The following is a 25,206-nucleotide window of genomic DNA, read 5'->3' on the forward strand; positions in this document are numbered from 1 at the left end:
CTGAGTTGCCCACATGATACCGGACTTCCGCCCCGTCGCGCCCCTCATGCAAGGGCGCATCCCGGCGCGGCGGAAAAAAGCGGAGCGGAAGGATATAATCACCCCCATGGGTGAACGATATTTAAAAAGTATCCGGCTGCTGGCCGAATGCATGCAAGGCTTCGAGCGGTTTTCTGGCGACTTCGTGCGCCAGTACGGCTTGACGCATGCGCAATTCGACATCATTGCCACGCTCGGCAACACCTGCGGCATGTCCTACAAGGAACTGGGTCAGAAAACCCTGATTACCAAGGGTACTTTGACGGGCGTGGTGGAGCGGCTGGAACAAAAGGGGCTGGTGAAACGCGAACGTTGTCCACGCGACAAGCGTTCCTATTACGTGCGCCTGAGCTGCGAGGGCGAACAGGTGTTCCATGACGTGTTCCCCAAGCTGACAACGCAGGGCCAGCGCCTGTTCGACGGCTATACCGAAGACGATTTCATACGTCTGGAAAGCACCCTGGCGGGCTTGAAACAGGCCATCGCCAACGGCTGACCAGACACCAGGCACCGACATTCAAACAAGACAAAGGAAACCAAGTTGAAAACCTCACTGCTCGAAGGCAAAAAGCCTGCTCATTTCGATAAACACATCATCGGCAACCTGCTGCTCAACGCCAGCACGCCGGAACTGGTGCGCCAGGAAAAACTGATCATCGGCGTGCGCAACGAAGACGGCGAAATCTACCGCCTGATCGGCGCCACCAAGCACAACAGCTTCATGAATGCCGTCGAGGAACTGTTCGACCTGGGCTTGACCGATGAACTGGAAGACAGCGATGAACTCGTCGAGGGCTGCGATGCGATCTTCAGCGAGTCTCTGTAGTAGCGCTGAACAGGACCTGCTGCGCGGTGCGCTTTGCGGCCGGCGATGCTCACCGTACTAAAGTACGGTTGCGCTTCTCGGCCACAAATCCCATCCGCTCGCAATGGTCCTGTCCAGCGCTGTGACGATCGCTGTGGTTAAAAAAAGGCATGCCACCGATATAGGCATGCCTTTTTCCGTTTACGGGGCTTTGCTTGCCTTTTGCCAAGCTGTTTGCGAAAAGATCATGCTTAAAAAGTTCCGTACGGAAATATTGCGAGTATAATTTTTTCAATGAACAGACTCGACGCCTTTAAAAGCATCGCCGCACAAGCCGCTCGTGGCGAGCTGACCTTTCCTGCCAATGTGGACGCTTCGCTCAAGCTGCAAGAGGCGCTGGCCGATCCCGACTGCCATATCGAGGCTGCCGCCAAGCTGGTGCAGGCCGACCCGCTGCTGGCCGCGCGCACGGTGGCCATCGCCAATTCCGTGGCGTTCAACCGTTCCGGCAATGAAATCACCAGCGTGCGCAACGCCGTGCAGCGGCTCGGCGTGCGCACCCTGCAGTCGGTGGTGGCGTCGCTGATCGTGCGCCAGCTGGGCAGCACCATCACCGATCCCGTGCTGCAGGCGAAGGCCAACCAGCTGTGGGAGCATACGGCCCACGTGGCGGCCCTGTCGCAGGTACTGGCCCGCCGCGTCACCAAAGTGGACCCCGATACGGCCTTGTTTGCCGGCATCATGCATGAAGTGGGCGGCTTTTATCTGCTGTCGCGCGCGGCCGAATTCCCCGGCATCCTCGACGGCGAACCGGAGGATTGGGTCGAACATGGCGAACAGGCCATCGGCCACGGCGTCCTGGCCAAACTGAAGGTGCCGGAAGCCGTGAGAGGCGCCATCGATGCGCTGTGGGAAGGCTTGCGCGCCATTCCGCCCGAATCGCTGGGCGACACCCTGCTGCTGGCAAATGACCTGGCGCCCGTCTCGTCACCGCTCAACGAAAGCCCGGCCGCCATCGCCGTGCGGGCCGCCCGCGCCGCGCGCAGCATCGATTGCCTGATCGGCGACGATGCAACCTTGTCGAGCATCATGGAAGAATCGGGCGATGAAGTGCAGTCGCTGCTGAAGGTGCTCGTGCACTAGCCTGCCGGCTTCTTGACGACCGGCGGCGGTGCCGCCGGCTTGGGCGTATCGACAATCAGCACATGCTTGTCCATGGCCTGCGTTCCCTGCTTTTGCTCGACAACTTGTGTGGCGACCGCCCTGGTACTCAACAGGGGTTTCGGATGGCGTGGCGTGAACATGGCGTACCTGCTGGAAGTGGGATCTGCCCCATCTGTGCAGCGATTATCAATTTATCAAGCCGCTATTCAAAAAAAACCCGCTCGAAAGCGGGTAAAGTCCAAAGCTAGGGATGTCCTGAAAGAGACAGCCCTATCTTATGCGGTGCGCCGCGCCGGCTCCGTGCGCTGGTTCACTTAGCGCGCAGATTATCCCGGCACCAATTCCACGTCCGTTTCCTGCCAGGCGCGCAGTTGCCGCACGCGGGCAAACCACGCCTGGATGTGCGGGTACTGCGCCAGCGGCAAGCGCACGGCCTCGCTGTACATCAACGGCGCGGCGACGGCGAACTCGGCCAGGGTCAGGGCATCGCCGCAGAGCCACTCACGCTGCGCCAGGTGCGCGTCCAGCACCACGGCGCATTCATGCAGTTCATGCTCGCCGCGCGCCTCTTCCAGCGGATCCGCAGGACCATTGCCCGTCATGCCTTTCCAGGCGCGTTCCCAGGCCAGCACGCTGACGGCGGGCGCGAAGTGCTGCGCGGCCCAGAACAGCCAGCGGTTGACGTCGGCGCGCGCTTGCGGCGCCTGCGGATAAATCGTCTGGCCAGGTACTTGATCAGCCAGGTATTGCATGATGGCGCACGATTCCCACAGCAGGAAATCGCCATCGGCCAGCACGGGCACCTTGCCGTTCGGGTTCAGTTCGAGCAGGCGGCGGCGGTCGTCCGCATTCATCAGGTCGACTTCGGCCAGCTCCAGCGGCAGGCCGAGGTGGATCGCCGTCATCAGGGCACGGCGGGCATTCGAAGACATGGGGTGGTGGTACAGGCGCATGGTGCATAACTCCGGTGAGTGAGGAAGCCACCATCGTAGTCGCCGTCACTGACAGTTTTTGTCAGGAGCGAATATCAGGATTCCGGGTCAATCTCGTGCGCCTTGCGCCAGGCGTCGAGCAGTACATGGCGCCGCGTGGGGTAGCGCTCCGCATGCTGCTGCACGCTGGCGATGCGGTCGATGCGGAAATGCCGGTAATCGCCGCGCAGCTCGCACCAGGCGGCCAGCAGGCGCTTGCCTTCGAAAAAAGCCAGGGCGAACGGCCACACCGTGCGCGAGCTGGCGCTGCCATGCTCGTCCTGATAGGCGAGCGTGAGCTTCTGTTCGTAGCGGATCGCCTCGCGCACGGGCTGCACGTAACGGTCGGCCGGCTGCGCGCCATCGGCGGGACGCCCCAGCGGCACCCACAAGCTGGTCTCGGCCATGCAGTCGCGCAGGTCGCGCGGCGAAGCGGCCGCGATCTTGGCCAGGGCATTGCTGGCCGCCTGCGCCAGGCCCGCATCGCCCTGCCGGCGCACCCAGCGCGCGCCCAGCACCAGCGCTTCCAGTTCATCGGGACCGAACATCAGCGGCGGCAGGAAGGCGCCGCGGCGCAGCACATAGCCGATGCCGGCTTCGCCCTGCAGGGGCGCGCCCAGTTCGGCCAGGGTCTGGATATCGCGGTAAATCGTACGCTCGGAAACGCCGAGCTGCTGCGCCAGCTGGGCCGCCGTGACGGGCACGCGCCTGGCGCGCATGGCGTCCATCAGCAGGAACAAACGGCCGCTGCGGCTCATGGGCAGGCCTGCAAGGCCTGGTCGCCCATGACGAGGGCCGACAGGGCCGGCACGTACAGATAGCCGTCGGGCGCCAGGCGCGCCGCGCGCGTCTGCTCTTGCACACCGCCGATGCCGTAGCAGCGCTGCAGGCGGGCGGCGGCCGGCCACCAGTAAACGGCCGCTTCCTGGTCGGGAAAGCGCTGGCGCACGCGCTCGGCCTGCGCCGCCACCAGCCGGAAATCGCGGTAAAAGGCGGGGGCGATGCCCAGCTCCGCGGCAAATACCGCTTCCTGCGCCGCCGCCTCCGTCAATTGGGCCGCCAGCGCCACCGTTTCGCTGTCCAGATCCTCGGCCGCCACACCCGCATCAACCAGGATGCGGCGCATCTGCGCCCGGTCGACCTGCGCGCGCAAGAACGCCGATTCCTGCAGCGCCAGCACGGCGCCGTCGGGTATGCTTTTGTGCCGCGCGGCCGGGAACACATACAGGGCGCAGCTGCCGGCGCACACGGTGTCGATGGCGAGACGCCATTGCTGCTGGCGCAGATAGCGGCCCAGCTGCATCGCCGCCTGCGGATCGCCTGCGTCGCTATTGACGCGCAGCAGCGTAGTGCCCGGCGTGGCCAGCAGCCGCAGCTTGTCCACGTCGCCCTCGGCAATCGGGCCGCGCATGGCGATGCTGGCGGCATCGGCACGGCTGAAATCGGCGGCGCCGGCCAGCGCCGTCACGCCCGCCATCATGCCCATCAATAAAATACGCTTCATCATCATCCGTTACAAAAAAAAACGACCACCGCAAACGGTGATCGTTTTTCCATTCGACCTGCAAAAAAAACCTGCGCTTACACCACGGCGCCGTCGGTTTCGTCTTTTTCCTTGACCGGCTTGATCAAGTCTTCGCGCTTGACGCCCAGCCACATGGCGATCGAGGCCGCGACGAACACGGACGAGTAAATACCGAAGCAGATACCGATGGTCAGCGCCAGTGCGAAGTGGTGCAGGGTCTGGCCGCCGAAGATCAGCATCGACAGCACCATCATCTGGGTGGAACCGTGGGTGATGATGGTACGCGAAATGGTGCTGGTGATCGCGCTGTCGATCACTTCATGCACGCTTGCCTTGCGCTGCTTGCGGAAGTTTTCGCGGATACGGTCAAAGATCACCACCGATTCGTTGACGGAATAACCGAGCACCGCCAGGATGGCCGCCAGCACCGTCAGCGAGAATTCCCATTCGAAGAAGGCAAAGAAGCCCAGGATGATCACCACGTCATGCAAGTTGGCGATGATGGCCGAGACAGCGTATTTCCACTCGAAGCGGATGGCCAAGTAGATCATCACGCCCAGAATCACCATCACGAGCGCGTTCAAGCCGTTCTGCGCCAGTTCCTCGCCCACTTGCGGGCCGACGAATTCAACTTTCTGCAAGACGACCGCTTCGCTGCCGGCAGCGTCCATGCAAGCGCTCTTGATGACGTGCTCGCCTTTTTCGGTGACGGTATCGATGCCCTTGGTCGAGCCTTGCTCGGCCTTGCACAGGGCTTCGAACACGCGCTGCGACGTGTTGGCGGCGCTGACGCCATTTTCCACCGGCAGGCGTATCATCACGTCGCGCGCCGTATCGAAACTGGTCACGCCCGGCTCTTCATAGCCCATCTTGATCAGGGTGCCGCGTATGCCTTCAAGATTGGCCGCCTTCGGGTATTTCACCTCCATCAGGGTGCCGCCCTTGAATTCGACGGACAGGTGCAAGCCCTTGTGCACCAGGAAGAAGACGGCGGCAAGGAAGGTCACGGCCGAAATCACGTTGAAAATCAACGCATGGCGCATGAAGGGAATATCTTTTTTGATCCGGAAAAATTCCATGAAATCCTCTGAGTTCTATTCTGTGCATCCGGCGGCTATGCCACCGGACGCGATCGCTGTTGTCGCTATGGAGTGAGTCTGGGACGCCGCTTATTTGCTGGTGCCCGGCACCCACACCGTGCCGATCGACAAGGTCGTCAGCTTTTTCTTGCGGCCATACCAGAGGTTGACCACGCCGCGCGACACGAACACGGAGGAGAACATCGAGGTCAGAATACCCAGGCAATGCACGACGGCAAAGCCGCGCACGGGGCCGCTGCCGAAGGCCAGCAGCGCCAGGCCGACGATCAGGGTGGTCACGTTCGAGTCGAGAATCGTGGCCCAGGCGCGGTCGAAGCCGGCGGCGATCGCCGCTTGCGGCGTATTGCCGGCGCGCAGCTCTTCACGGATACGTTCATTGATCAGCACGTTGGCGTCAATCGCCATACCCAGGGCCAGCGCGATAGCGGCGATACCGGGCAAGGTCAACGTCACCTGTATCATCGACAGCAAGCCGACCAGCAACAGCAGGTTGGTGGCCAGGGCCAGCACGCTGAAGGCGCCGAACAGCATGTAGTAGGCGATCATGAAGACGGCGATGGCGATGAAGCCGTACAGGGTCGAGTGGAAGCCCTTGGCGATGTTTTCCGCGCCCAGCTGCGGTCCGATCGTGCGTTCTTCGATGACGGTCATCGGTGCGGACAGGGCACCCGAGCGCAACAGCAGCGCCAGTTCATTCGCGTTTTCCGCGCCGCCCATGCCGGTGATCTGGAAGCGCGAGCCGAGTTCCTGCTGGATGGTGGCAACCGACAGCACTTCCGGCTTGCCCTTTTCAAACAGCACGATGGCCATGCGCTTGCCTACGCGTTCGCGCGTCGCTTCGCGCATCTTGCGGCCGCCGTCGCCGTTCAGGTCGATCGATACGGCCGCCTGCTGGTTCTGGTCGAAGCTGGCCGTGGCGCTGGAAATATAGTCGCCCGTCAGGATCACGTCTTTCGCCAGCACGACAGGTACGCCCTTGCCGACGGTGAACAGTTCCGAGTTGAATGGAATGGCGCTCGACAGTTCGGTGCCAGGCACGATGCTTTCGTCGACGAGGCGCACTTCCAGGGTCGCCGTGCGGCCGATGATGGCTTTCGCGCGGGCCACGTCCTGCACGCCAGGCAGTTGCACCACGATGCGGTCAGGACCTTGCTGCTGGATCAGCGGCTCGGCCACGCCCAGCTCGTTGACGCGCTTGGACAGGGTGGAGATATTCTGTTTCACGCCTTCATCGATGGTTGCCTTCAGGGCCGCCGGCTTCAGGGTGATGTTCAGTTTCAAATCGCTGCCTTCGCCCGCATCGGCGAACGCCAGTTCGCTCATCTGGTCGGACAAGACATTTTTTGCCTTCAGGCGCGTTTCCGCGTCGCGGAAGTTGATCTGCACGCTGTCGCCCACGCGCTCGATGCCGGCGTGGCGGATATTCTTGTCACGCAGCACGCTGCGCGCGGCGGACTGGACGCCCTGGACTTTCTTGTTCAGTACGGCTTTCGCATCGACCTGCATCAGGAAGTGCACGCCACCGCGCAAGTCCAGGCCCAGGAACATGGGCAAGGCATGCAGCTTTTGCATCCACATCGGGGTATTGGCTTGCAGGTTGACCGTCACGATGTAGGCGGGATCGCTCGCATCGGGATTGAGGTCTTTTTCCAGCACCAGTTTCGCCTTGAACTGGGTATCGGGATCGGCGAAACGCACGCGCACGGAGGCGAGGTTGCCGGCGCCATCCATGGTGACACCTTCCGACTTGACGTTCTCTTTCGTCAATATTTGATCGACTTGCGTCATCAGATCGCCCGTCACTTTGACAGTCGACTTGCCGCTGGTTACTTGCAGCGCCGGTGACTCACCGAAATAATTGGGCGCCGTATAAAGTGCGCCCAGCAATAAGGCGACGGCAATGATGATGTATTTCCAGGCAGGGTAGCGATTCATATTGATTCAGCGTTCAGTGTTGAGCGTCGGAGGCGTCGCGAGGGGCGGCGGATAGCCGCCCCGGTCATCATTGCGTTGGCAATGACAGCGAGAAATTACAGCGCCTTCAGGGTGCCTTTAGGCAGCAAGGTAGTGATGGAACTCTTTTGCACCGTGATTTCGGTGCCGGTCGCCACTTCGATGGTGACGTAAGCGTCCACTACCTTGGAAACACGGCCCAGCATGCCACCGGCGGTGACGACTTCGTCACCCTTGGCCAGCGCGTCCATCATCGCCCGCTGTTCTTTGGCGCGTTTTTGCTGTGGGCGGATCATCAGGAAATACATGACCACGAACATCAATACCAGCGGCAGGAAGCTGGTCAGGTTGCCGCCGAGGCCCAGGGCGTCGGTTGGGACTTGCGCATAAGCGTTGGAAATGAAAAACACGGTGACTCCAGTTCTAATCAGTTTGAAAAAATAGCGCTGTATTCTAGCATTGGCAATCCGCCAAGCCTCCAATTGCAGGCATGGCAGCTTCAAATGGGGCTAAAAAGGCATTATGCAATGCTTTATCGCCTCAGTCCAAGCACCAATACACAAAACTTCCGGCCATGCCGCAGCCAGGGCGCCAGATAAGGTTTTCTTAAGTTCCGCGTGCGCGTTCGGCGTGGAATTGCAGGGTAAACGCGTGGAAACGGTCTTCGTCCAGCGCTTCGCGCATCTGGCGCATCAGGTCCAGGTAGTAATGCAGGTTGTGGATGGTGTTCAGGCGCGCGCCGAGGATTTCCTTGGAACGGTGCAAATGGTGCAGGTAGGCGCGCGAGAAATTGCGGCAGGCGTAGCAGCTGCACGTTTCGTCCAGCGGCGCCTGGTCTTCCTTGTACTTGGCGTTCTTGATCTTGATGTCGCCAAAACGGGTAAACAGCCAGCCGTTGCGGGCATTGCGCGTCGGCATGACGCAATCGAACATGTCGATGCCGTTCGATACGCCCGCCACCAGGTCTTCCGGCGTACCCACGCCCATCAGGTAATGGGGCTTGTTGGCCGGCAAGCGCGGGCCCACGTGAGCCAGCATGCGCATCATGTCTTCCTTCGGCTCGCCGACGGACAGGCCGCCGATGGCGATGCCGGGGAAATCGATCTCTTCCAGCTTGGCCAGCGACTCGTCGCGCAGCATTTCAAACATGCCGCCCTGCACGATGCCGAACAGCGCATTCGGGTTTTCGCCGCGGTGGAACTCGTCCTTCGAGCGCTGCGCCCAGCGCAAGGACATGCGCATGGACTTGGCCGCTTCCTCGATGGTGGCCGGACGGCCTTGAATCTCGTACGGCGTGCATTCGTCGAACTGCATGACGATGTCGGAATTCAAGACGCGCTGTACCTGCATCGACACTTCCGGCGACAGGAACAATTTATCGCCGTTGATGGGCGAATTGAAATGCACGCCCTCTTCCGTGATCTTGCGCATGGCGCCCAGCGAAAACACTTGGAAGCCACCGGAATCCGTCAAGATCGGCTTGTTCCAGCCCATGAAGCCATGCAAGCCGCCGAATTTCTCCATGACGGTGTTGCCAGGACGCAACCACAGGTGAAACGTGTTGCCCAGGATAATCTGCGCATCGATCTCGTTGAGTTCCAGCGGCGACATGGCTTTCACGGAGCCGTAAGTGCCCACTGGCATGAAGATCGGCGTCTGCACGACACCATGGTTGAGTTTCAAGGTGCCGCGGCGTGCCTTGGTCAGGCCGCTCGTGTCGGTCTTGAGTAATGTAAATTCCAGCATGGTCAGTCTTTCACGGGAGTATCAAGGTTCAGCGCAGCGCGCGATTGCGTGGTGAGCAGCATCGCATCGCCATAGCTGAAGAAACGGTAGTTCTGCGCGATCGCATGCGCGTAGGCGCTGCGAATCGGCGTATAGCCGGCAAAGGCCGACACCAGCATCAGCAGGGTCGACTTCGGCAAATGGAAGTTGGTGATCAAACGCGTCACGGTCTTGAACGCATAGCCGGGCGTGATGAACAGGGCCGTATCGGCGCTGCCCGCCACCAGCCGGCCGCTTTGCGAGGCCGATTCCAGCGCGCGCAGGCTGGTCGTGCCGACGGCGACCACGTCGCGCCCGGCAAGCTGGGCGGCGCGCACGGCGTCGACGGTTTCCTGCGGCATGGTGTACCACTCGGTATGCATCTTGTGCTCGCTCAGCACTTCCGTGCGCACGGGCTGGAAGGTGCCCGCGCCCACGTGCAGGGTCACATAGGCGAAGTTAACGCCCTTGGCCTTCAACTGGTCGAGCAGGGCCTGGTCGAAATGCAGGCCGGCCGTCGGCGCGGCGACGGCGCCCGGCACCTTGTTGAACACGGTCTGATAGCGCGTCTCGTCGAATTCGTCCGCATCGTGCTCGATGTACGGCGGCAGCGGCAAGCGGCCATGCGCCTCGATCAGTTCGAACACGTCGGCCTCGAAATGCAGAGTGAAGAATTCGCCGGCGCGCTGGCCGACCGTCACGTCGAAGGCGTCGGCCAGGCGGATGCGGCAACCGGGCGGCGGCGACTTCGAGGCGCGCACCTGGGCCAGCACGGTGCGGTCATCGAGCACGCGCTCGACCAGCGCCTCGATCTTGCCGCCGCTTTCCTTGACGCCAAAGAAGCGTGCTTTGAGCACGCGCGTATCGTTCATCACCAGCAGGTCGCCCGCCTGCAACAGCCCGACGATGTCGGCGAACTGGCGGTCGACCAGGGCGTCGCCGTCCAGATGCAACAGGCGCGAGGCGCTGCGCTCGGCCAGCGGAGTTTGCGCAATGTTTTCTTGCGGCAAATTAAAATCGAAATCGGAAAGCGAATACATGCGTTTTGCTTCAAAAGTACGTCAAAAATGATTAGGAGTGCGCAATGGAACATCTGGCACTATACTGTGCGCCTATACAGGCATTACAATAATCCGCCGCAACAATTTACAACCGCGGTACGCACAGGGTGTGCCGGACAACCCTCTATTTTACGCTAGCGGCACAAAAATCTCCGATATGTCCGAACCCAAGCCCGATCTTCCTCCCGCAGCCAAGCCGGCCGCGAAGCCGAAAGCCGTCAAAAAAGTGGTCAGCACGGAGAGCCGGCTGGCCAAACTGGGCTTGCGCACGGATATGGACCTGGTGCTGCACCTGCCGATGCGCTACGAGGACGAAACCAAGGTCTACACGATACGCGACGCCTGTTTGCGCGGCGGCGAGTCGTGGCAGGTCGAGGGCATCGTCACCAAGTGCGAAGTCAATTTCAAGCCGCGCAAGCAGCTGCTGGTGACGATCGCCGACGAAACGGGCAATTTGCTGCTGCGCTTCATGAATTTCTACGGCAGCCAGGTCAAGCAGCTGGCCGAAGGCACGCGCGTGCGCGCGCGCGCCGAACTCAAACACGGTTTTTTCGGCGCCGAGATGGTGCACCCGACGTATAAAGTGGTCAACGAGGGCGCGCCCCTGCCCACGGCGCTCACGCCCGTGTATCCGTCCGGCGAGGGCCTGTCGCAGCATGTCTTGCGGCGCGAGATCGCCGACGCCATGCGCCGCATCGACTGGCAGGACACCTTGCCGGAATCCCTGCTGCGCGAGATGCAGCTGTCGCCGTTCCGCGCCGCCGTGCACCTGCTGCACTACCCGCCGCAGGACATCGATGAAAGCGCGCTGATGGACCGCTCGCACCCGGCCTGGGTGCGCATGAAGTTCGATGAACTGCTGGCGCAGCAGCTGTCGCTGAAACGTGCCCAGCGCGCGCGCCGCTCGAAGGGCGCGGCATCGCTGCCCATCGTCGGCCCCCTGTCGAACGCTTTCGGCGCCGCCCTGCCCTTCAAGCTGACGGGCGCGCAGGCGCGCGTGCTCGAGGAAATCCGCGCCGACCTGCGCCAGCCCTACCCGATGCAGCGCCTGCTGCAGGGCGACGTCGGCAGCGGCAAAACGGTGGTCGCCGCCCTGTCGGCCACGCAGGCCATCGACAGCGGCTACCAGGCCGCGCTGATGGCCCCCACGGAAATTTTGGCCGAGCAGCACTTCCGCAAGATCGCCGCCTGGATGGAGCCGCTGGGCGTGAAGGTGGCGTGGCTGACGGGCAGCCTGAAGAAAAAGGAAAAGACGGCCGCGCTGGCCCTGATCGAATCGGGCGAAGCGCAGCTGGTGATCGGCACGCATGCGCTGATCCAGGATAACGTGCTGTTTGCCAAACTGGGCCTGGTGATCGTCGACGAGCAGCACCGTTTCGGCGTGGGCCAGCGCCTGACCCTGCGCAACAAGGGTGACAGCGCGGCCGTGCCGCACCAGCTGATGATGTCGGCCACGCCCATTCCGCGCACCCTGGCCATGACCTATTACGCCGACCTGGAAGTGTCCGTGATCGATGAATTGCCGCCAGGGCGCAGCCCCATCGTCACGCGCGCCATCGACCAGAACCGGCGCGACGAAGTCATCGCCCGCGTGTATGCTGCCGCGCTGGAAGGCCGGCAAGTGTACTGGGTCTGCCCGCTGATCGAGGAATCGGAAGCGCTGCAGCTGCAGACGGCCACCGACACCTACATGATGCTGGCCGAAGCCCTGCCCGCGCTGCAGGTGGGCCTCGTGCACGGCCGTTTGAAACCGGCGGAAAAGCAGGAAGTGATGGACGCCTTCATCGCCGGCCATATCCACGTGCTGGTGGCCACCACCGTCATCGAGGTGGGCGTCGACGTGCCGAACGCTTCGCTGATGGTGATCGAGCACGCCGAGCGCTTCGGCCTGTCGCAGCTGCACCAGCTGCGCGGGCGCGTGGGCCGGGGCTCGGCGGCCAGCGTCTGCCTGCTGCTGTACCAGGGCCCCCTTGGCGGCGTGGCGCGCCAGCGCTTGATGACGATGCGCGAGACGACGGACGGTTTTGAAATCGCCCGCCGCGACCTGGAAATCCGTGGCCCCGGGGAGTTTCTTGGCGCGCGCCAGTCCGGCCAGGCCATGCTGCGCTTTGCCGACCTGGAAACGGATCAATGGCTGGTGGATCAGGCCCGCGACGTGGCGCACGATTTGCTGCACGCCACTACGGCCGCCGCCGCCGCCACTGTGGAAGCGCACCTGGCGCGCTGGCTGGGTGGGAAAGAAGAATTTTTAAAAGTGTAGGTCTTACATTGCATGTCGGATTACGCGCTTTGCGCTAATCCGACCTACCCACAACGCAAACGGTAGCTCGGATTGGCGTAGCGTAATCCGACAACATTGTTAGCGCTGCTCACTCCCGCCCGACACCCGTCATATCCACAACGTCCCCACCCCAATCCGCAGCACACCATCCCTGCCTTACATACCGGTGAAAACTGGAATACGGCCAATCGATGACTTTGCTCACAAGACCATGCTTGACGGGGTTGTAGTGGATGTAATCGACGTGGTTTGCGAAGTCGCTCTCGTCACGCAGCACATGCTCCCAGAAGCGGTGCTGCCAAACGTCTTTAAATTCTGCATGCTTGCTGAACCACGTCTTGATCAGCCTCCAGCGCGTCATGAAATCGGCATCGCCTTCAGGCAAGGTCCAGATGCAGTGCAGGTGATCGGGCAGGATGACGATGGCGTCGATAGCGAACGGCCGTTGATGCCGCACGGCGCGGAAAGAATCACGCAGCAAATCCACAGCATTGGCGGTGGCAAACACGGGCCGGCGATGGGCCGTCACCACCGTGAAGAAAAAGCTGCCGCCTGGCTGGAATGCGCGTCGGTATCGCATGGTTTCGGGGTGTTGTCGGATTACGGCCTTCGGCCTAAACGCCGTTGGTATTGTTTATTTTCGGGTGTTGTCGGATTACGGCCTTCGGCCTAAGCGCCGTTGGTATTGTTTATTTTCGGGTGTTGTCGGATTACGGCCTTCGGCCTAAGCGCCGTTGATATTGTTTATTTTCGGGTGTTGTCGGATTACGGCCTTCGGCCTAATCCGACCTACGCGATATACGCGGCAGCAGGCCGGGTAGGTCGGATTAGCGTAGCGTAATCCGACTTTTCGCAAACCGCCTTGCGCCCACGCAGCCTACATGCACATCCAGAAGCGGTTCGCCAGGTCCAGCATGAAATCGGGGCGCAGATAGGCCAGGAAGACGATGGCCAGCAGGGCGGCGCCGGCCAGGCGCCACAGCCATGTGCGCCAGCTGGCCATTACGCGGCCACCGCCACGCGCTTGACGGCGCGCTCGTCGATCGGCAGGTTGATCAGCGCGGCCAGCAGACCCAGGCCGATGGTGATCATCCACACGATGTGGTAGCTGCCCTGGTGCTCGTACAGATAGCCGCCCAGCCACGCACCGAGGAAACTGCCCACCTGGTGCGAGAAGAACACCATCCCGGCCAGCATCGACAGATGCTTCACGCCGAAGATGCCGGCGATGATGCCGTTCGTCAGCGGCACGGTCGACAGCCACAGCACGCCCATGCCGGCGGCGAACAGGTACACGGACCACGCCGACAATGGCGCCAGCAGGAACGCGGTGATGACCACGGCGCGCGTCACGTAGATGGCCGACAGCAGGTAGCGCTTGGCGATCTTGCCACCGAGTTTACCCGCATAGTAGGAACCGACGATGTTGAACAGCCCGATCAGGGCCAGCGCCGTGACGGCGACGTTCGGGTTCATCAGGCCCTGGTCCTTCAGGTAAGCCGGCAAGTGCACGCCGATGAAGACGAGCTGAAAACCGCAGACAAAATAACCGGCCAGCAGCAGCCAGAACGAACGGCTGGCGATGGCTTCGCTGAAGGCGGCGCCCACGCTTTGCTGCGGGCCGCCGGCGTGCGAAACGGGCGGCTCGCGCAGGTAGAAAGCCATCGGGATCATCGCCAGCAGCACCAGCGCGGCCAGCACGTAAAAGGCGTTTTGCCAGCCCACGGCGGAGATCAGCTGCTGTTCCACGGGCATCATGAGGAACTGGCCGAACGAACCTGCCGCCGACGAGATGCCGAAGGCCCACGAGCGCTGCTCGGGCGGCGCGCTGCGGCCGATGATGCCGCTGATGGCGCCGAACGCCGTGCAGGCAAGCGCCAGGCCGATGAAGATGCCGGAGCCGACGATGAACAGGGTCGGCTGCGTGACGAGCGCCATCCACACGAGGCCCGCCATGTAGCTGATGGCGCCGACGATGACGACGCGCATGGTGCCGAAGCGGTCGGCCGCCATGCCGGCGAACGGACCGAAGACGCCCCACATCAGGTTTTGCATGGCCAGCGCCAGCGAATACGTTTCGCGCGTCCAGCCATTGGCTTGCGAAATCGGCTGCATCCAGAAACCCAGGCCGTGGCGCACGCCCATTGCCAGGGTCAGGACGACGCCGCTGGCGATGAGGACGGTTTTCAGGCTGGGGCGCGATGATTGCAATGTCATGGAGTTCCTGTTTACGCCTGGTCGGCTTGGTAGACGAGGCCGATCTGGCCGCGCATGGTGTCAAGGTTGCGCATCAGCGCCACGCTGTCGGCGTGCGGCATGAGCGGGCTTTCCGGCAGGCCGGCGCGGATGCAGCGCATCGCTTCGATGGCCTCGTGCGCGTAGCCATTGCCCAGGTGGGGTGCGGCGACGACGCGGCGTTCGCCATCCATCGTTTCGACGATCAGGTGGTCGGGCTTGTAAAAACGGTTGGGCAGACGGATGCGCCCCAGGCTGCCGGAAATGGTCATTTCCGTCGGCGTCTGCGCGCGCAGGCTGCAGGCGCAGGACGAAGTGCCGCCGCCCGCGTGCAGCAGCGAGAACACCACCTGTTCGTCGACGCCGGTGGCGCCCATCTCGGCCAGCGCCTGCACCTGCGATACGGGGCCAAGGAAGAAGGCCGCCATCGACAGCGGATAGATGCCCACGTCGAGCAGCGCGCCGCCGCCCAGTTCCGGATTGAACATGCGGTGCTCGGGCGGGAAATTGGCGACAAAGCCGATATCGGCCTGCACCTGCCGCAGCACGCCGATTTCGCCGCTGGCGATGATACGCTGCGCTTCCTGCACGGCGGGCAGGAAACGGCTCCACATGGCTTCCATCAGGAACAGCTTTTTCTCGCGCGCCATGTCGACCACGGCCTGCGCTTCGCGCGCATTCATGGTGAACGGTTTTTCGCACACGACGTGCTTGCCGGCGGCCAGGCACAGCAAGGCATTTTCCGCATGCAGGGTGTGCGGCGTGGCGATGTAGATCACGTCCACATCCGGGTCCATGGCCAGCGCCTGGTAGGAACCGTGGCAATGCTCGATGCCGAATTCAGCGCCGAAGGCCTGCGCACCGGCGCTGCTGCGCGAAGCGACCGCCACCAGTTGCGCACCGGGCGCATCGCGCAAGCCATTGGCCATCGCGCGGGCGATCTTGCCGGTGCCGAGGATGCCCCAGCGGACCGTGTTTTCCATGCTATTGATCTCTTTCTGCGCCAGCCACCTTGCGCTTCGGGCGGAACACCGCCGCGTCATTGTAAAAATCGTCGTCCTGGTTCTCGCACCAGCCGGGCAAACCCAGCACGGGCAGCGGCGTGAAGTCCGCCGTGGTCAGGCCTTGCTGCGCCAGGTCCTGCGCCACCCGTTCGTCGAGCCAGGCGCGGCGTGCAGCATCGTCCAGGGTGAAATAGACGTCGCCGGCAAAGATCACGCGCGTGTGCGCCGTGATGGCCTTGCGCGGCGCCACTAGTTTTTCCATCAGCGCGTGGCCGAACAGCCAGACTTCGGCGTCGCCGTCCGCGCCAAATTTCTCGCGCTGCGCAATGAACGCGCTGCGCCAGTCGTGCCCGCGCAAGGCCGCGTCCAGCGCGCGCCCCGCGTCGCTGTCGCGCAGCACCAGCAAGGCGGAATTTTCGTCAAAAATCGTCGCGCCATCGCGCGCGGGACCGCGCGATTTTCCCACGCCGGACAGGGCGATCTGCGCGGCCTGCAGCGCATTCAATTGCCGCTTGATGCGGGGGAAGGTCAGCCACACGAGCGCGTTGAAAAAATCATGCAGATTGTCGCGCGTGGGCACGCCGCCCGTCGCGCCGATGAACTCTTCGTAGGCGACGCCTTCGGGTAGGTCCGCTTGCGGCACGAAGGCCAGCGGCAGGCCCGATGGATTGCGCAAGTCCAGCGCCCGCGCCCGTCCATTGAGCGCGGCAATCACCGTGTCGCGCTGCAGATCCAGCTGCCGTCGCGCCGGCAGCACCGTGGCAAACCAGGGGCGGGTCCAGTCTATCGATGGCAGCATGAACGCTTAGACCATTTTCCAGTTGATCTGCTCGCCCGCGTTGAGCGGAATGACATGGCTGTCGCCCAGCGGCAGCGAAGCTGGCAAGGTCCAGCTTTCGCGTTTCAGGGTGATGGTGTCCGTGTTGCGCGGCACGCCGTAGAAGGCCGGGCCGTGGAAGCTGGCGAACGCTTCCAGTTTATCGAGCGCGCCGGCCCGTTCAAACGCTTCCGCATACATTTCCATCGCGTGCAGGGCCGTATAGCAACCGGCGCAGCCGCAAGCCATTTCCTTGGCGCCTTGCGCGTGCGGCGCCGAGTCCGTGCCGAGGAAGAAGCGCTCGTCGCCGCTGGCGGCGGCCGTCATCAGGGCCAGGCGGTGCTCTTCGCGTTTCAGGATGGGCAGGCAGTAGTAATGGGGGCGGATGCCGCCCTTGAAAATCTCGTTGCGGTTGTACAGCAGATGATGCGCCGTGATGGTGGCGGCGATCGGGCCTTCCGCTTCGGCCACGTACTGCGCCGCATCCTTGGTGGTGATGTGCTCGAACACGACGGACAGGGCCGGGAAGGCGCTGCGCAGCGGGCGCATCACGCGCTCGATGAAGACGGCTTCGCGGTCGAAAATGTCGATTTCCGGATCCGTCACTTCGCCATGCACGAGGAAGGGCATGCCCACTTCCTGCATCACTTCAAGCACCTTGTAGCAATTCTTCAAGTCCGTCACGCCCAGGTCGGAATTCGTCGTGGCGCCGGCCGGATACAGTTTCACGGCTTGCACGATGCCGCTGTCCTGCGCGCGGCGGATTTCGTCGGGCGAGGTGTTGTTCGTCAGGTACAGCACCATCAGCGGATCGAAGTTCACGCCTTGCGGTACGGCGGCCAGGATGCGCTCGCGGTAGGCGCTGGCATCGGCCGTGGTGGTGACGGGCGGTTTCAGGTTCGGCATGACGATGGCGCGACCGAACTGGCGTGCGCTGTGCGGCAGCACGCTGGCCATGACGGCGCCGTCGCGCAGGTGCAAATGCCAGTCATCCGGACGGGTGATGGTGATGGAAGATGGAACGGCGACTGGGGTGTGATCGAGTGTGGACATGGCGGCTGCTCTCAGGCGGTCATTGCGAATAACGCCATTTTACCAGCCGCGGGGCAGCCTCGCAGGCTGCGGCAGCCGCTGCCCGTTGGCTGCCGGACGATCAAACGGCCGGTTCGCACCAGCCGTTTTCAATCTCGGGAACGCACAGGAATCAGGACTTGGCCGGCGCCGTCTCCTGCTTCGCCACCCAGGCGCGAAGTTCGGCCAGCATCTGGTCGAGCTTGGCGCGGTCATACACGGTGCCACGGCTGACCACCAAGCGGATCTGGCGCGTGGCGCCGATATCCTGCAGCGGGTTCGCGTCGAGCACCAGCAGGTCGGCCGCCTTGCCGGCCGCCACGCTGCCGTAACGGTCCAGCTTGCCCAGGAAGCGGGGACCGTTGATGACGGCCGACTGCAAGGCTTGCTGCGGCGTCAGGCCGTACTGCACGTACAGGCCGATTTCATCGTGCAGGGCCTGGCCCGGATAATCGAAGGAATTCAAGAAGCCCGCATCGGTGCCGGCGATGATGCTCATGCCCTGCTGCTGCAAGATCGGCAGCAACTTGGCCGATTGCTCGAACTGCGCGTGGCGCTGATTGATGGCTTCCGGACCATCCTTGGCGGCGCGCTGCACGCGCCAGTCGTAGGTGGCGCGCAAGCCCTTGCCGATGTATTGCAGGGCCGTGTCGTGGGTGTGGTCTTCGCGGTCCAGGTACGCCGTCACGCGCGAACCCCACAAGGTCGGCACGATGGCCGTGCCGCGCGCGGCCAGGTAGCTGAAGGCCTTGCGCGCCGTCGGCTCGTCATAGCTTTGCACGCTGGCCTGCATGGCTTCCTTGCCCGTCATCGCGCCGGCGGCCACCTTGACCGTCAGCTCCTGCTCGCGCGGCGTGGTAGCGCGCAGCAAATACGACTGATGCTCGATCGTGCCCAGGCCCGCATCGGCCATCTGCTCCAGGGTCAGCTGCACGGGGATATGGCCCGACGTGCGCATGCCACGTTCGCGCGCCTGGCGCAGCGCTTCCAGGTACAGCTCCGGCTTCAGGGTGTTTTCCGTGATCTTCACGAAGTCCACTTGCTGCGCCTGCAGGCCATCGAGCGCGCGCGTGACTTCCTGCGGCGTGCCCACTTCGATGGTGCCCTTCCACAGAGGCTTGATGCCTTCGAGTTTGGCGCCGGACGTGAAAATCGTCGGGCCTTCCAGCTGGCCCGCATTGATCTGCCGGCGCCATGCCAGCACCGTGTCGGGCAAGTCGCCCGAGCAGTCGCGCACCGTGGTGATGCCATGCGCCAGGTACAAGGGCAGCAGTTGCTTGTTCTCGTCGATCAGCTCGGGGCCGCCGCCGAAATGCACGTGCGTATCCCACAGGCCCGGCATCAGGTATTTGCCGGGCAGGCGAATCGTCCGCTTCGGCGCGTAGCTGCCCAGCTGCGCGTCATCGACGACGGCGACGATGCTGTCGCCCTTGAGCAGCACGGTCTTGCCCTTGACCGCCTTGCCTGCGGCAACGTCGATCACGGTGGCGCCGCGCAGGGCGATATCGACGGCGATCTTGTCGGCCGCGTGGGCATGGGCGAGCAGGCCCAGCGCCAGCATGGCGCCGGCTAGTTGTTTCATGTCAGGCATTCGTACTCAACTTCAACGTGATGGAAAATCAATGGATGATCTTGGCGAGGAAATCGCGCGCGCGGTCCGAGCGCGTCGTGTTGAAGAAGTCATCCTTGCTGCAATCTTCGATGATCTTGCCCTGATCCATGAAGACGATGCGGTTGGCCACGCGCTTGGCAAAGCCCATTTCGTGCGTGACGACCATCATCGTCATGCCTTCCTGCGCCAGACCCACCATCACGTCGAGCACCTCGTTGATCATCTCCGGATCGAGCGCCGATGTCGGCTCGTCGAACAGCATGGCGATCGGGTCCATCGACAGCGCGCGAGCGATCGCCACGCGCTGCTGCTGGCCGCCCGACAGCTGGCCGGGGAACTTGTCCTGCTGCGACAGCAGGCCCACGCGGTCCAGGTATTTCAGGCCCTTGGCATTGGCTTCGTCGGCGCTGCGTTTCAGCACCTTGATCTGGCCGATGGTGAGGTTTTCACGGATCGACAGATGCGGGAACAGCTCGAAATTCTGGAACACCATGCCGATGCGCGCGCGCAGTTTCGACAGATTCGTTTTCGGATCGTTGACGGTGATGCCGTCGACGATGATCTGCCCTTGCTGGATCGGTTCCAGGCCATTGACGGTCTTGATCAGGGTCGACTTGCCGGAACCGGACGGGCCGCAAATGACCATCACGTCGCCCTTGGCGACATTGGTGGTGCAGTCGGTCAGTACCTGGAATTGGCCATACCATTTGCTGACGTTATTGAGTTCAATCATCTTGTTCTTTCTTTTACGGTTAGCGAATGATGGCGACGCGTTTCTGCAGGCGTTTGACGAGGAACGACAAGGCGTAGCACAGCACGAAATACACGACGGCGACAAACACGTACATCTCCACCAGGCGGCCGTCGCGCTGCGCGATCTTCGAGGCGGCGCCGACGAAATCGGGGATCGACAGCACGTACACGAGCGACACGTCCTGGAACAGCACGATGGTTTGCGTCAGCAGCACGGGGATCATGTTGCGGAACGCTTGCGGCAGCACGATGTTGCCCATGGTTTGACGGTAGTTCATGCCCAGCGCCTGGCCGGCCCACACCTGGCCGCGCGGGATCGACTGTATGCCGCTGCGCATGATCTCGCAATAATATGCCGCTTCGAACATGATGAAGGTGATCAGCGCGGAAGAAAACGCGCCCACTTTCACGGGCTCGCTGGCGCCGATGATCCAGGCGGCGATATACGGCACGAGGAAGTAGAACCAGAAGATCACCAGCACCAGCGGGATCGAGCGTATCAGGTTGACGTAGCTCGACGCCACGCCCGAGACGATGCGGTTGCCGGACAAACGCATCAGCGCCAGCACGGTGCCCAGCACGATGCCGCCAACCATGGCCAGCGCCGTCAGTTTCAGGGTGAAGACCATGCCGGTCTGGAACAGGTAGACCCACGAGCGGGAGATGACGTCGAAATCGAAATTACCGAACATATCAATGTCCTCCCGTCTTGGCGCCAGCGACGATGAAGCCCGGGATGGCGACTTTTTTCTCGATCAGGTGCATCAGCACCACCACCAGCAGGTTGACGACGACGTAGATGATGGTGGCGGCCGAAAACGCTTCGAACACCTGGAAGGAAAACTCCTGGATGGCGCGCGCGCTGGCCGTCAGTTCGATCAGGCCGATGGTCAGCGCCACGGAACTGTTCTTGATGATGTTCAAAAATTCGCTGGTCAGCGGCGGCATGATGACGCGTGCGGCCATCGGCAGCAAAATGAAGCGGTAGGTTTGCGGCAGGGTCAGGCCCAGCGCCGTGCCGGCCAGCTTTTGCCCGCGCGGCAGTGCCTCGATACCCGTCGTCACCTGCACGGCCACGCGCGAGGAGGTAAAGAATCCCAGGCACAGCACGGCCGTGACGAAGGGCGCGTTCGGCAGCGACTTGACCCAGGCACCGAGGTCGGGCGGCAGCAGTTCCGGCATGACGAAATACCAGAGGAACATCTGCACCAGCAGCGGCACGTTGCGGAACAATTCGACGTAGGCATTGGCCACGCCCACCAGCCATTTGTTCGGCAGGGTGCGGATGGTGCCGACCACCAGGCCCAACATCAAAGCCATGATCCAGGCCGCACCGGCCGTGGCCAGTGTCCAGATCAAACCGGACCACAGGGTGTCCATATACGTGCCCACGCCATCGGGAGAAATCTCCCAGAAGATGCGCCAATTCCAGTTGTAATTCATGATCATCCTTCGCATGCAGCCCGAGGACAGCGGCCAGCCGGCCCCCCGTCCCGCAAATAAATCGGGAGGCTTGCGCCCCCCGGTTTGTTACGCAATATTTACTTTTTCCGCTTGTCCGAAGTCTTCTGCGCTTCGGGCACGGCCGCATACGCGGCCGGGTCGCCGGAGTCGGTCGGATTGGCAAACACGGCCTTCAACTGCGGCGGCATGGGGAACTTCAGGTTGATGTTTTTCGGTGGAATCGGCGAAGTAAACCATTTCGCGTAAATGCGGTTGATGTCATCGCTCTTGTACAGGCGGATCAGCGCATCGTCGACTACTTTCTTGAAGGCCGGATCGCCCTTGCGCAGCATGATGCCGTACGGCTCGACCGACAGCGCTTCCTTGGTGATTTCGTAGTCGTTCGGATTTTTCGAATTGGCCACTTGCGACGCCAGCAAAATGTCGTCATTGGCTTCGGCCACCGCGCGGCCCGTTTCCATCATCAGGAACGACTCGGGATGATCCTTGCCGACGGCGATCGTCATGCCCAGGTTCTTTTCCTTGTTCAAAATCGTCATCTGCTTGATGGTCGACGTGCCGGCCGTGGCGACCAGGGTCTTGCCGCGCAAGTCTTCCAGGGTCTTGATGTTCGAGGATTTTTTCGCCAGCACGCGGTTGCCGATGACGAACATGGTCGGGGCGAATGCCACCTGCTGCTGGCGCTCCAGGTTGTTCGTCGTCGAGCCGCACTCGAGGTCGATGGTGCCGTTGGCCATCAGCGGGATGCGGTTGGCCGAGGTGACGGGGCTCATCACCACTTTCAGCTCGCTCATGCCCAGGTGCTTTTGCAGGGCCGTGACGACTTTCATGCACAGGTCGATCGAATAACCCTGGTATTGCTGCTTGTCATCGAGATAGGAGAAGGGCACGGAGCCATCGCGTACACCGAGGGTGACGGAACCGGCTTTCTTGATCTTGGCCAAGGTGCCGGTCAATTCCTGAGCCTGGACTGGCGACATGCTGCTGATGACGCCAACGCTGAGCAGCGTGGCGATGATTTTGGTCAATTTCATAAATTCTCCTGGGCGGACAAACCGGATAGATTCCGAACGAAACAACTGTGGTGCAGACGCCACCATTGGAATTAATTTTATTTCATTTTCAGCACCCGACCAGCCATTTTCTGCGATTGCCCGCAAATAGGCGCTATACGTGCGCTGGAATCAGCGCGGCTGTAGCATTTTTCCTACTGATTTCACATTTCCGATTTATTTTGCCGGCGCCAGCCCCGCCAACTCGTCCTCTTGCGCCTCATCGTCCATGTTCGCCTGCTGGCGTTGCCACATCTGCGCGTACAGGCCATCGAGCGCCAGCAATTGCGGATGCGTACCCCGCTCGACGATGCGGCCATGGTCGAGCACCAGGATTTGCTGGGCGTCGGCCACCGTCGACAAACGGTGCGCGATGACCAGGGTGGTGCGGTTCTTGGCGATGTCCTTCAGCTGCGACTGGATCGCCTGCTCGGCCTTGGAGTCGAGCGCCGAAGTGGCCTCGTCGAAGATCAATATCGCCGGGTCTTTCAGCAAGGTGCGGGCAATCGCCACGCGCTGCTTTTCGCCGCCGGACAACTTCAAGCCCCGCTCGCCCACCATCGAATTGTAGCCATCTGGCAAGCTTTCAATAAAATCATGGATCGATGCCGCTTTCGCCGCGGCCACGATGGCTTCCTTGCTGGCGCCCGGCTTGCCGTAGGCGATGTTGTATTCGATGGTGTCGTTGAACAGCACCGTGTCCTGCGGCACGATGCCGATGGCCGCGCGCAGGGAATCCTGGGTGACGGCGCGCAAGTCCTGGCCATCGATGGTGATGCCGCCGCCATCGACTTCATAGAAGCGGAACAGCAGGCGCGACAGGGTCGACTTGCCCGAACCGCTGTGGCCCACCACGGCCGTCGTCGTGCCGGCGGGGATCTGGAAATCCACATCGAACAGGATTTGCCGCTTGGCTTCATAGCTGAAATCCACGTGCGCAAAGCGCACGGCCGCGCCCCGCGTGACGAGCGGTTTTGCTTCCGGCGTATCGGCGATTTCGCGGTTTTCGTTCAGCAAGGAAAACAGGCGTTCCATGTCGGCCAGGCTTTGCTTGATTTCGCGGTAGATGACGCCCAGGAAATTGAGAGGAATATACAGCTGGATCATGAAGGCGTTCACCAGTACCAGGTCGCCCAGGGTCATCGTGCCGGCGATCACGCCCACCGTGGCGCGCCACAAAATCAGGGTGACGGCCGTGGCGATGATCAGGGACTGGCCCGTGTTGAGCAGGGACAGCGAGGTCTGCGATTTCACGGCCGCCGATTCATAGCGCTGCAAGCCTTCGTCGTAGCGCTTCGCCTCGTAATCCTCGTTGCCGAAATATTTGACGGTTTCATAGTTGATCAGCGAATCGATGGCCTTGGTATTGGCTTTGGAATCGAGGTCATTCATGGTGCGGCGGAAATGCGTACGCCAGTTCGTCACCAGCACGGTAAACGCGATGTACGACACGAGCGCCACCGCCGTGATCACGGTGAACCAGATGTCGTAATGCAAGACCAGGTAGCCGAGCACGAGGGTGATTTCCACCAGGGTCGGCAAGATGTTGAACAGGGTATAGGAAATGAGCGAGCCGACGCTGCGCGTGCCCCGTTCGATGTCGCGCGTCATGCCACCCGTCTGCCGGTTCAGGTGAAAGCGCAGGGACAGCGCATGCAGGTGGCGGAACACTTGCAGCGCAATGGTGCGCACGGCCCGCTGCGTGACCCGGGCGAACAGGAATTCGCGCAGCTCCGTAAACAAGGTGGTCGACAGGCGCAGCAAGCCGTAAGCCACCAGCAAGCCGACGGGCAGCACCAGCAGCGCTTGCGGATGGGCCGCCGTGATCGTCATGGCGTCGACGAGTTTTTTCAGGATCAGGGGCACGCCCACGTTGGCCAGCTTGGCGCCTACCAGGCAGAGCAGCGCCAGCAGCACCCGCCATTTGTAAACCCACAAATACGGCAGCAAGGTCTTGATGGTGGCGAAATCGCTGTGGCTGGCGGAAGCGGGCGAGCGGGGCGGAAGGGGAGTCTGGGAGCGGCGCATGGCGAAGGTCGGCTTTTTATGGTTCAATCGGGGCAATTGTAGCCTTTCATGAGAATAAAAGATGAGCACCTCCTCCGCCCGCCCCGATAACTGCCTCGCCTCCGGCCTGCCCGCCGGAAAAATGCCGGAATTGCGCATGATGCCCGCGCCGTCCGACGCCAATGTGTACGGCGACGTCTTCGGCGGCTGGATCATGGCGCAGGTCGATATCGCCGGCTCCCTGCCGGCCACGCGGCGCGCCAACGGCCGCGTCGCCACCATCGCCGTCAACTCCTTCGTCTTCAAAAACCCCGTCTTCGTCGGCGATCTGCTGTCGTTCTACGCCGATATCGTCAAGGTCGGCAATACCTCGATTACCGTCAATGTCGAGGTGTATGCCGAGCGCAACCGCCTGCAGGCCTGCATCGTGAAAGTCACGGAAGCAACCCTGATCTACGTGGCGACGGACTCGGACCGCAAGCCGCGCAAGGTGCCGCCGATCGAGACCCTGCTGTCGACTTGATTGTC

At 62.2% G+C, this 25,206-nt stretch carries 26 protein-coding genes; 5 read left to right on the forward strand and 21 right to left on the reverse strand.

What is annotated here, in order from left to right; genetic code table 11:
- Window positions 1–106 precede the first annotated feature (106 nt).
- The 3 genes from BLU39_RS09230 (at window position 107) to BLU39_RS09240 (ending at window position 1,987) form a co-directional block, all read left to right on the forward strand.
- Window positions 107–535 carry a MarR family winged helix-turn-helix transcriptional regulator gene (locus BLU39_RS09230; protein WP_175539246.1) on the forward strand — a complete coding sequence of 143 codons (429 nt, stop codon included), beginning with the start codon at window positions 107–109 and terminating at the stop codon, window positions 533–535.
- 45 nt (window positions 536–580) lie between these two features.
- Window positions 581–865, forward strand: coding sequence for a hypothetical protein (locus tag BLU39_RS09235; protein WP_034778933.1), 285 nt, complete (start codon window positions 581–583; stop codon window positions 863–865).
- Window positions 866–1,138: 273 nt separating this feature from the next.
- Window positions 1,139–1,987 (forward strand): HDOD domain-containing protein, encoded by an 849-nt coding sequence (locus tag BLU39_RS09240; protein ID WP_092712120.1) that lies wholly within the window; start codon window positions 1,139–1,141, stop codon window positions 1,985–1,987.
- Here the strand turns inward: BLU39_RS09240 and BLU39_RS28560 are convergent.
- From BLU39_RS28560 to queA, 9 genes are all read right to left on the reverse strand, one after another.
- A complete protein-coding gene (locus BLU39_RS28560) occupies window positions 1,984–2,148 on the reverse strand; it encodes a hypothetical protein (RefSeq protein WP_175539247.1) in 165 nt (54 codons plus the stop codon). The two genes, BLU39_RS09240 and BLU39_RS28560, sit on opposite strands and share 4 nt — an antisense overlap.
- Window positions 2,149–2,334: 186 nt before the next feature.
- Complete coding sequence (locus BLU39_RS09245) at window positions 2,335–2,961, reverse strand: glutathione S-transferase family protein (RefSeq protein WP_092712123.1); 627 nt, start codon at window positions 2,959–2,961, stop codon at window positions 2,335–2,337.
- Window positions 2,962–3,035: 74 nt separating this feature from the next.
- The gene (locus BLU39_RS09250) at window positions 3,036–3,737 is read right to left on the reverse strand and encodes a helix-turn-helix transcriptional regulator (protein ID WP_175539248.1); all 702 of its coding nucleotides are present in this window, start codon (window positions 3,735–3,737) and stop codon (window positions 3,036–3,038) included.
- Window positions 3,734–4,483 carry a hypothetical protein gene (locus BLU39_RS09255; RefSeq protein ID WP_139178210.1) on the reverse strand — a complete coding sequence of 250 codons (750 nt, stop codon included), beginning with the start codon at window positions 4,481–4,483 and terminating at the stop codon, window positions 3,734–3,736. The genes BLU39_RS09250 and BLU39_RS09255 overlap by 4 nt, the downstream gene beginning before the upstream one ends.
- 77 nt (window positions 4,484–4,560) lie before the next feature.
- The gene (gene secF, locus BLU39_RS09260) at window positions 4,561–5,583 is read right to left on the reverse strand and encodes a protein translocase subunit SecF (RefSeq protein WP_092712127.1); all 1,023 of its coding nucleotides are present in this window, start codon (window positions 5,581–5,583) and stop codon (window positions 4,561–4,563) included.
- Between the two features lie 90 nt (window positions 5,584–5,673).
- On the reverse strand, window positions 5,674–7,539 hold the full coding sequence (gene secD, locus BLU39_RS09265) for a protein translocase subunit SecD (RefSeq protein WP_092712129.1): 1,866 nt from the start codon (window positions 7,537–7,539) through the stop codon (window positions 5,674–5,676).
- 95 nt (window positions 7,540–7,634) lie between these two features.
- Window positions 7,635–7,967 (reverse strand): preprotein translocase subunit YajC, encoded by a 333-nt coding sequence (gene yajC, locus BLU39_RS09270; RefSeq protein WP_092712131.1) that lies wholly within the window; start codon window positions 7,965–7,967, stop codon window positions 7,635–7,637.
- 196 nt (window positions 7,968–8,163) lie between these two features.
- A complete protein-coding gene (tgt, locus tag BLU39_RS09275) occupies window positions 8,164–9,303 on the reverse strand; it encodes a tRNA guanosine(34) transglycosylase Tgt (RefSeq protein WP_034745502.1) in 1,140 nt (379 codons plus the stop codon).
- 2 nt (window positions 9,304–9,305) lie between these two features.
- Window positions 9,306–10,361, reverse strand: a complete 1,056-nt coding sequence (gene queA / locus BLU39_RS09280) for a tRNA preQ1(34) S-adenosylmethionine ribosyltransferase-isomerase QueA (protein WP_092712133.1) — start codon at window positions 10,359–10,361, stop codon at window positions 9,306–9,308.
- Between the two features lie 178 nt (window positions 10,362–10,539).
- Between queA and recG the strand changes: the two genes are divergently transcribed.
- Window positions 10,540–12,642, forward strand: coding sequence for an ATP-dependent DNA helicase RecG (gene recG, locus BLU39_RS09285; RefSeq protein ID WP_092712135.1), 2,103 nt, complete (start codon window positions 10,540–10,542; stop codon window positions 12,640–12,642).
- A 109-nt stretch (window positions 12,643–12,751) separates the two neighbouring features.
- Here the strand turns inward: recG and BLU39_RS09290 are convergent, their stop codons facing one another.
- The 12 genes from BLU39_RS09290 to BLU39_RS09340 form a co-directional block, all read right to left on the reverse strand.
- Entirely contained in the window at window positions 12,752–13,243 is a 492-nt protein-coding gene (locus tag BLU39_RS09290; RefSeq protein WP_092712137.1) for an REP-associated tyrosine transposase, read from the reverse strand.
- A gap of 297 nt (window positions 13,244–13,540) precedes the next feature.
- Window positions 13,541–13,666: a hypothetical protein gene (locus tag BLU39_RS29155; RefSeq protein WP_257620246.1), complete on the reverse strand. Its 126-nt coding sequence runs from the start codon at window positions 13,664–13,666 to the stop codon at window positions 13,541–13,543.
- Entirely contained in the window at window positions 13,666–14,880 is a 1,215-nt protein-coding gene (locus tag BLU39_RS09295; RefSeq protein ID WP_092712139.1) for an MFS transporter, read from the reverse strand. Before BLU39_RS09295 ends, BLU39_RS29155 begins: the two co-directional genes overlap by 1 nt.
- Before the next feature lie 11 nt (window positions 14,881–14,891).
- Entirely contained in the window at window positions 14,892–15,881 is a 990-nt protein-coding gene (locus tag BLU39_RS09300; RefSeq protein WP_092712141.1) for a Gfo/Idh/MocA family protein, read from the reverse strand.
- Between the two features lies 1 nt (window position 15,882).
- On the reverse strand, window positions 15,883–16,701 hold the full coding sequence (locus BLU39_RS09305; RefSeq protein WP_092712143.1) for a DUF3025 domain-containing protein: 819 nt from the start codon (window positions 16,699–16,701) through the stop codon (window positions 15,883–15,885).
- 6 nt (window positions 16,702–16,707) lie between these two features.
- Window positions 16,708–17,772, reverse strand: a complete 1,065-nt coding sequence (pyrC, locus tag BLU39_RS09310) for a dihydroorotase (RefSeq protein ID WP_035822857.1) — start codon at window positions 17,770–17,772, stop codon at window positions 16,708–16,710.
- Window positions 17,773–17,923: 151 nt separating this feature from the next.
- The gene (locus BLU39_RS09315; protein WP_254788937.1) at window positions 17,924–19,372 is read right to left on the reverse strand and encodes an amidohydrolase family protein; all 1,449 of its coding nucleotides are present in this window, start codon (window positions 19,370–19,372) and stop codon (window positions 17,924–17,926) included.
- 37 nt (window positions 19,373–19,409) lie between these two features.
- Window positions 19,410–20,135, reverse strand: coding sequence for an amino acid ABC transporter ATP-binding protein (locus BLU39_RS09320; protein ID WP_092712150.1), 726 nt, complete (start codon window positions 20,133–20,135; stop codon window positions 19,410–19,412).
- A 19-nt stretch (window positions 20,136–20,154) separates the two neighbouring features.
- Window positions 20,155–20,847, reverse strand: a complete 693-nt coding sequence (locus BLU39_RS09325; RefSeq protein WP_092712152.1) for an amino acid ABC transporter permease — start codon at window positions 20,845–20,847, stop codon at window positions 20,155–20,157.
- Between the two features lies 1 nt (window position 20,848).
- Window positions 20,849–21,598 (reverse strand): amino acid ABC transporter permease, encoded by a 750-nt coding sequence (locus tag BLU39_RS09330; RefSeq protein WP_092712271.1) that lies wholly within the window; start codon window positions 21,596–21,598, stop codon window positions 20,849–20,851.
- A gap of 98 nt (window positions 21,599–21,696) precedes the next feature.
- Window positions 21,697–22,653, reverse strand: a complete 957-nt coding sequence (locus tag BLU39_RS09335; RefSeq protein WP_092712154.1) for an amino acid ABC transporter substrate-binding protein — start codon at window positions 22,651–22,653, stop codon at window positions 21,697–21,699.
- Window positions 22,654–22,848: 195 nt separating this feature from the next.
- Window positions 22,849–24,699 carry an ABCB family ABC transporter ATP-binding protein/permease gene (locus BLU39_RS09340; protein ID WP_092712273.1) on the reverse strand — a complete coding sequence of 617 codons (1,851 nt, stop codon included), beginning with the start codon at window positions 24,697–24,699 and terminating at the stop codon, window positions 22,849–22,851.
- Window positions 24,700–24,760: 61 nt separating this feature from the next.
- Between BLU39_RS09340 and BLU39_RS09345 the strand changes: the two genes are divergently transcribed.
- A complete protein-coding gene (locus BLU39_RS09345) occupies window positions 24,761–25,201 on the forward strand; it encodes an acyl-CoA thioesterase (RefSeq protein WP_092712156.1) in 441 nt (146 codons plus the stop codon).
- The last annotated feature ends 5 nt before the right edge of the window (window positions 25,202–25,206 follow it).

This window comes from Janthinobacterium sp. OK676 (assembly GCF_900103595.1).
In the GTDB taxonomy this organism is placed as follows: Bacteria; Pseudomonadota; Gammaproteobacteria; order Burkholderiales; family Burkholderiaceae_D; genus Janthinobacterium.

Bases quoted from the DNA above. Each gene is read 5' to 3' on its own strand.
- BLU39_RS09230 (WP_175539246.1), top strand. From the start codon at position 107: ATGGGTGAACGATATTTAAAAAGTATCCGGCTGCTGGCCGAATGCATG.
- BLU39_RS09240 (WP_092712120.1), top strand. From the start codon at position 1,139: ATGAACAGACTCGACGCCTTTAAAAGCATCGCCGCACAAGCCGCTCGT.
- BLU39_RS28560 (WP_175539247.1), bottom strand. From the start codon at position 2,148: ATGTTCACGCCACGCCATCCGAAACCCCTGTTGAGTACCAGGGCGGTC.
- BLU39_RS09245 (WP_092712123.1), bottom strand. From the start codon at position 2,961: ATGCGCCTGTACCACCACCCCATGTCTTCGAATGCCCGCCGTGCCCTG.
- BLU39_RS09250 (WP_175539248.1), bottom strand. From the start codon at position 3,737: ATGAGCCGCAGCGGCCGTTTGTTCCTGCTGATGGACGCCATGCGCGCC.
- BLU39_RS09255 (WP_139178210.1), bottom strand. From the start codon at position 4,483: ATGAAGCGTATTTTATTGATGGGCATGATGGCGGGCGTGACGGCGCTG.
- secF (WP_092712127.1), bottom strand. From the start codon at position 5,583: ATGGAATTTTTCCGGATCAAAAAAGATATTCCCTTCATGCGCCATGCG.
- secD (WP_092712129.1), bottom strand. From the start codon at position 7,539: ATGAATCGCTACCCTGCCTGGAAATACATCATCATTGCCGTCGCCTTA.
- tgt (WP_034745502.1), bottom strand. From the start codon at position 9,303: ATGCTGGAATTTACATTACTCAAGACCGACACGAGCGGCCTGACCAAG.
- queA (WP_092712133.1), bottom strand. From the start codon at position 10,361: ATGTATTCGCTTTCCGATTTCGATTTTAATTTGCCGCAAGAAAACATT.
- recG (WP_092712135.1), top strand. From the start codon at position 10,540: ATGTCCGAACCCAAGCCCGATCTTCCTCCCGCAGCCAAGCCGGCCGCG.
- BLU39_RS09290 (WP_092712137.1), bottom strand. From the start codon at position 13,243: ATGCGATACCGACGCGCATTCCAGCCAGGCGGCAGCTTTTTCTTCACG.
- BLU39_RS29155 (WP_257620246.1), bottom strand. From the start codon at position 13,666: ATGGCCAGCTGGCGCACATGGCTGTGGCGCCTGGCCGGCGCCGCCCTG.
- BLU39_RS09295 (WP_092712139.1), bottom strand. From the start codon at position 14,880: ATGACATTGCAATCATCGCGCCCCAGCCTGAAAACCGTCCTCATCGCC.
- BLU39_RS09300 (WP_092712141.1), bottom strand. From the start codon at position 15,881: ATGGAAAACACGGTCCGCTGGGGCATCCTCGGCACCGGCAAGATCGCC.
- BLU39_RS09305 (WP_092712143.1), bottom strand. From the start codon at position 16,701: ATGCTGCCATCGATAGACTGGACCCGCCCCTGGTTTGCCACGGTGCTG.
- pyrC (WP_035822857.1), bottom strand. From the start codon at position 17,772: ATGTCCACACTCGATCACACCCCAGTCGCCGTTCCATCTTCCATCACC.
- BLU39_RS09315 (WP_254788937.1), bottom strand. From the start codon at position 19,372: ATGAAACAACTAGCCGGCGCCATGCTGGCGCTGGGCCTGCTCGCCCAT.
- BLU39_RS09320 (WP_092712150.1), bottom strand. From the start codon at position 20,135: ATGATTGAACTCAATAACGTCAGCAAATGGTATGGCCAATTCCAGGTA.
- BLU39_RS09325 (WP_092712152.1), bottom strand. From the start codon at position 20,847: ATGTTCGGTAATTTCGATTTCGACGTCATCTCCCGCTCGTGGGTCTAC.
- BLU39_RS09330 (WP_092712271.1), bottom strand. From the start codon at position 21,598: ATGAATTACAACTGGAATTGGCGCATCTTCTGGGAGATTTCTCCCGAT.
- BLU39_RS09335 (WP_092712154.1), bottom strand. From the start codon at position 22,653: ATGAAATTGACCAAAATCATCGCCACGCTGCTCAGCGTTGGCGTCATC.
- BLU39_RS09340 (WP_092712273.1), bottom strand. From the start codon at position 24,699: ATGCGCCGCTCCCAGACTCCCCTTCCGCCCCGCTCGCCCGCTTCCGCC.
- BLU39_RS09345 (WP_092712156.1), top strand. From the start codon at position 24,761: ATGAGCACCTCCTCCGCCCGCCCCGATAACTGCCTCGCCTCCGGCCTG.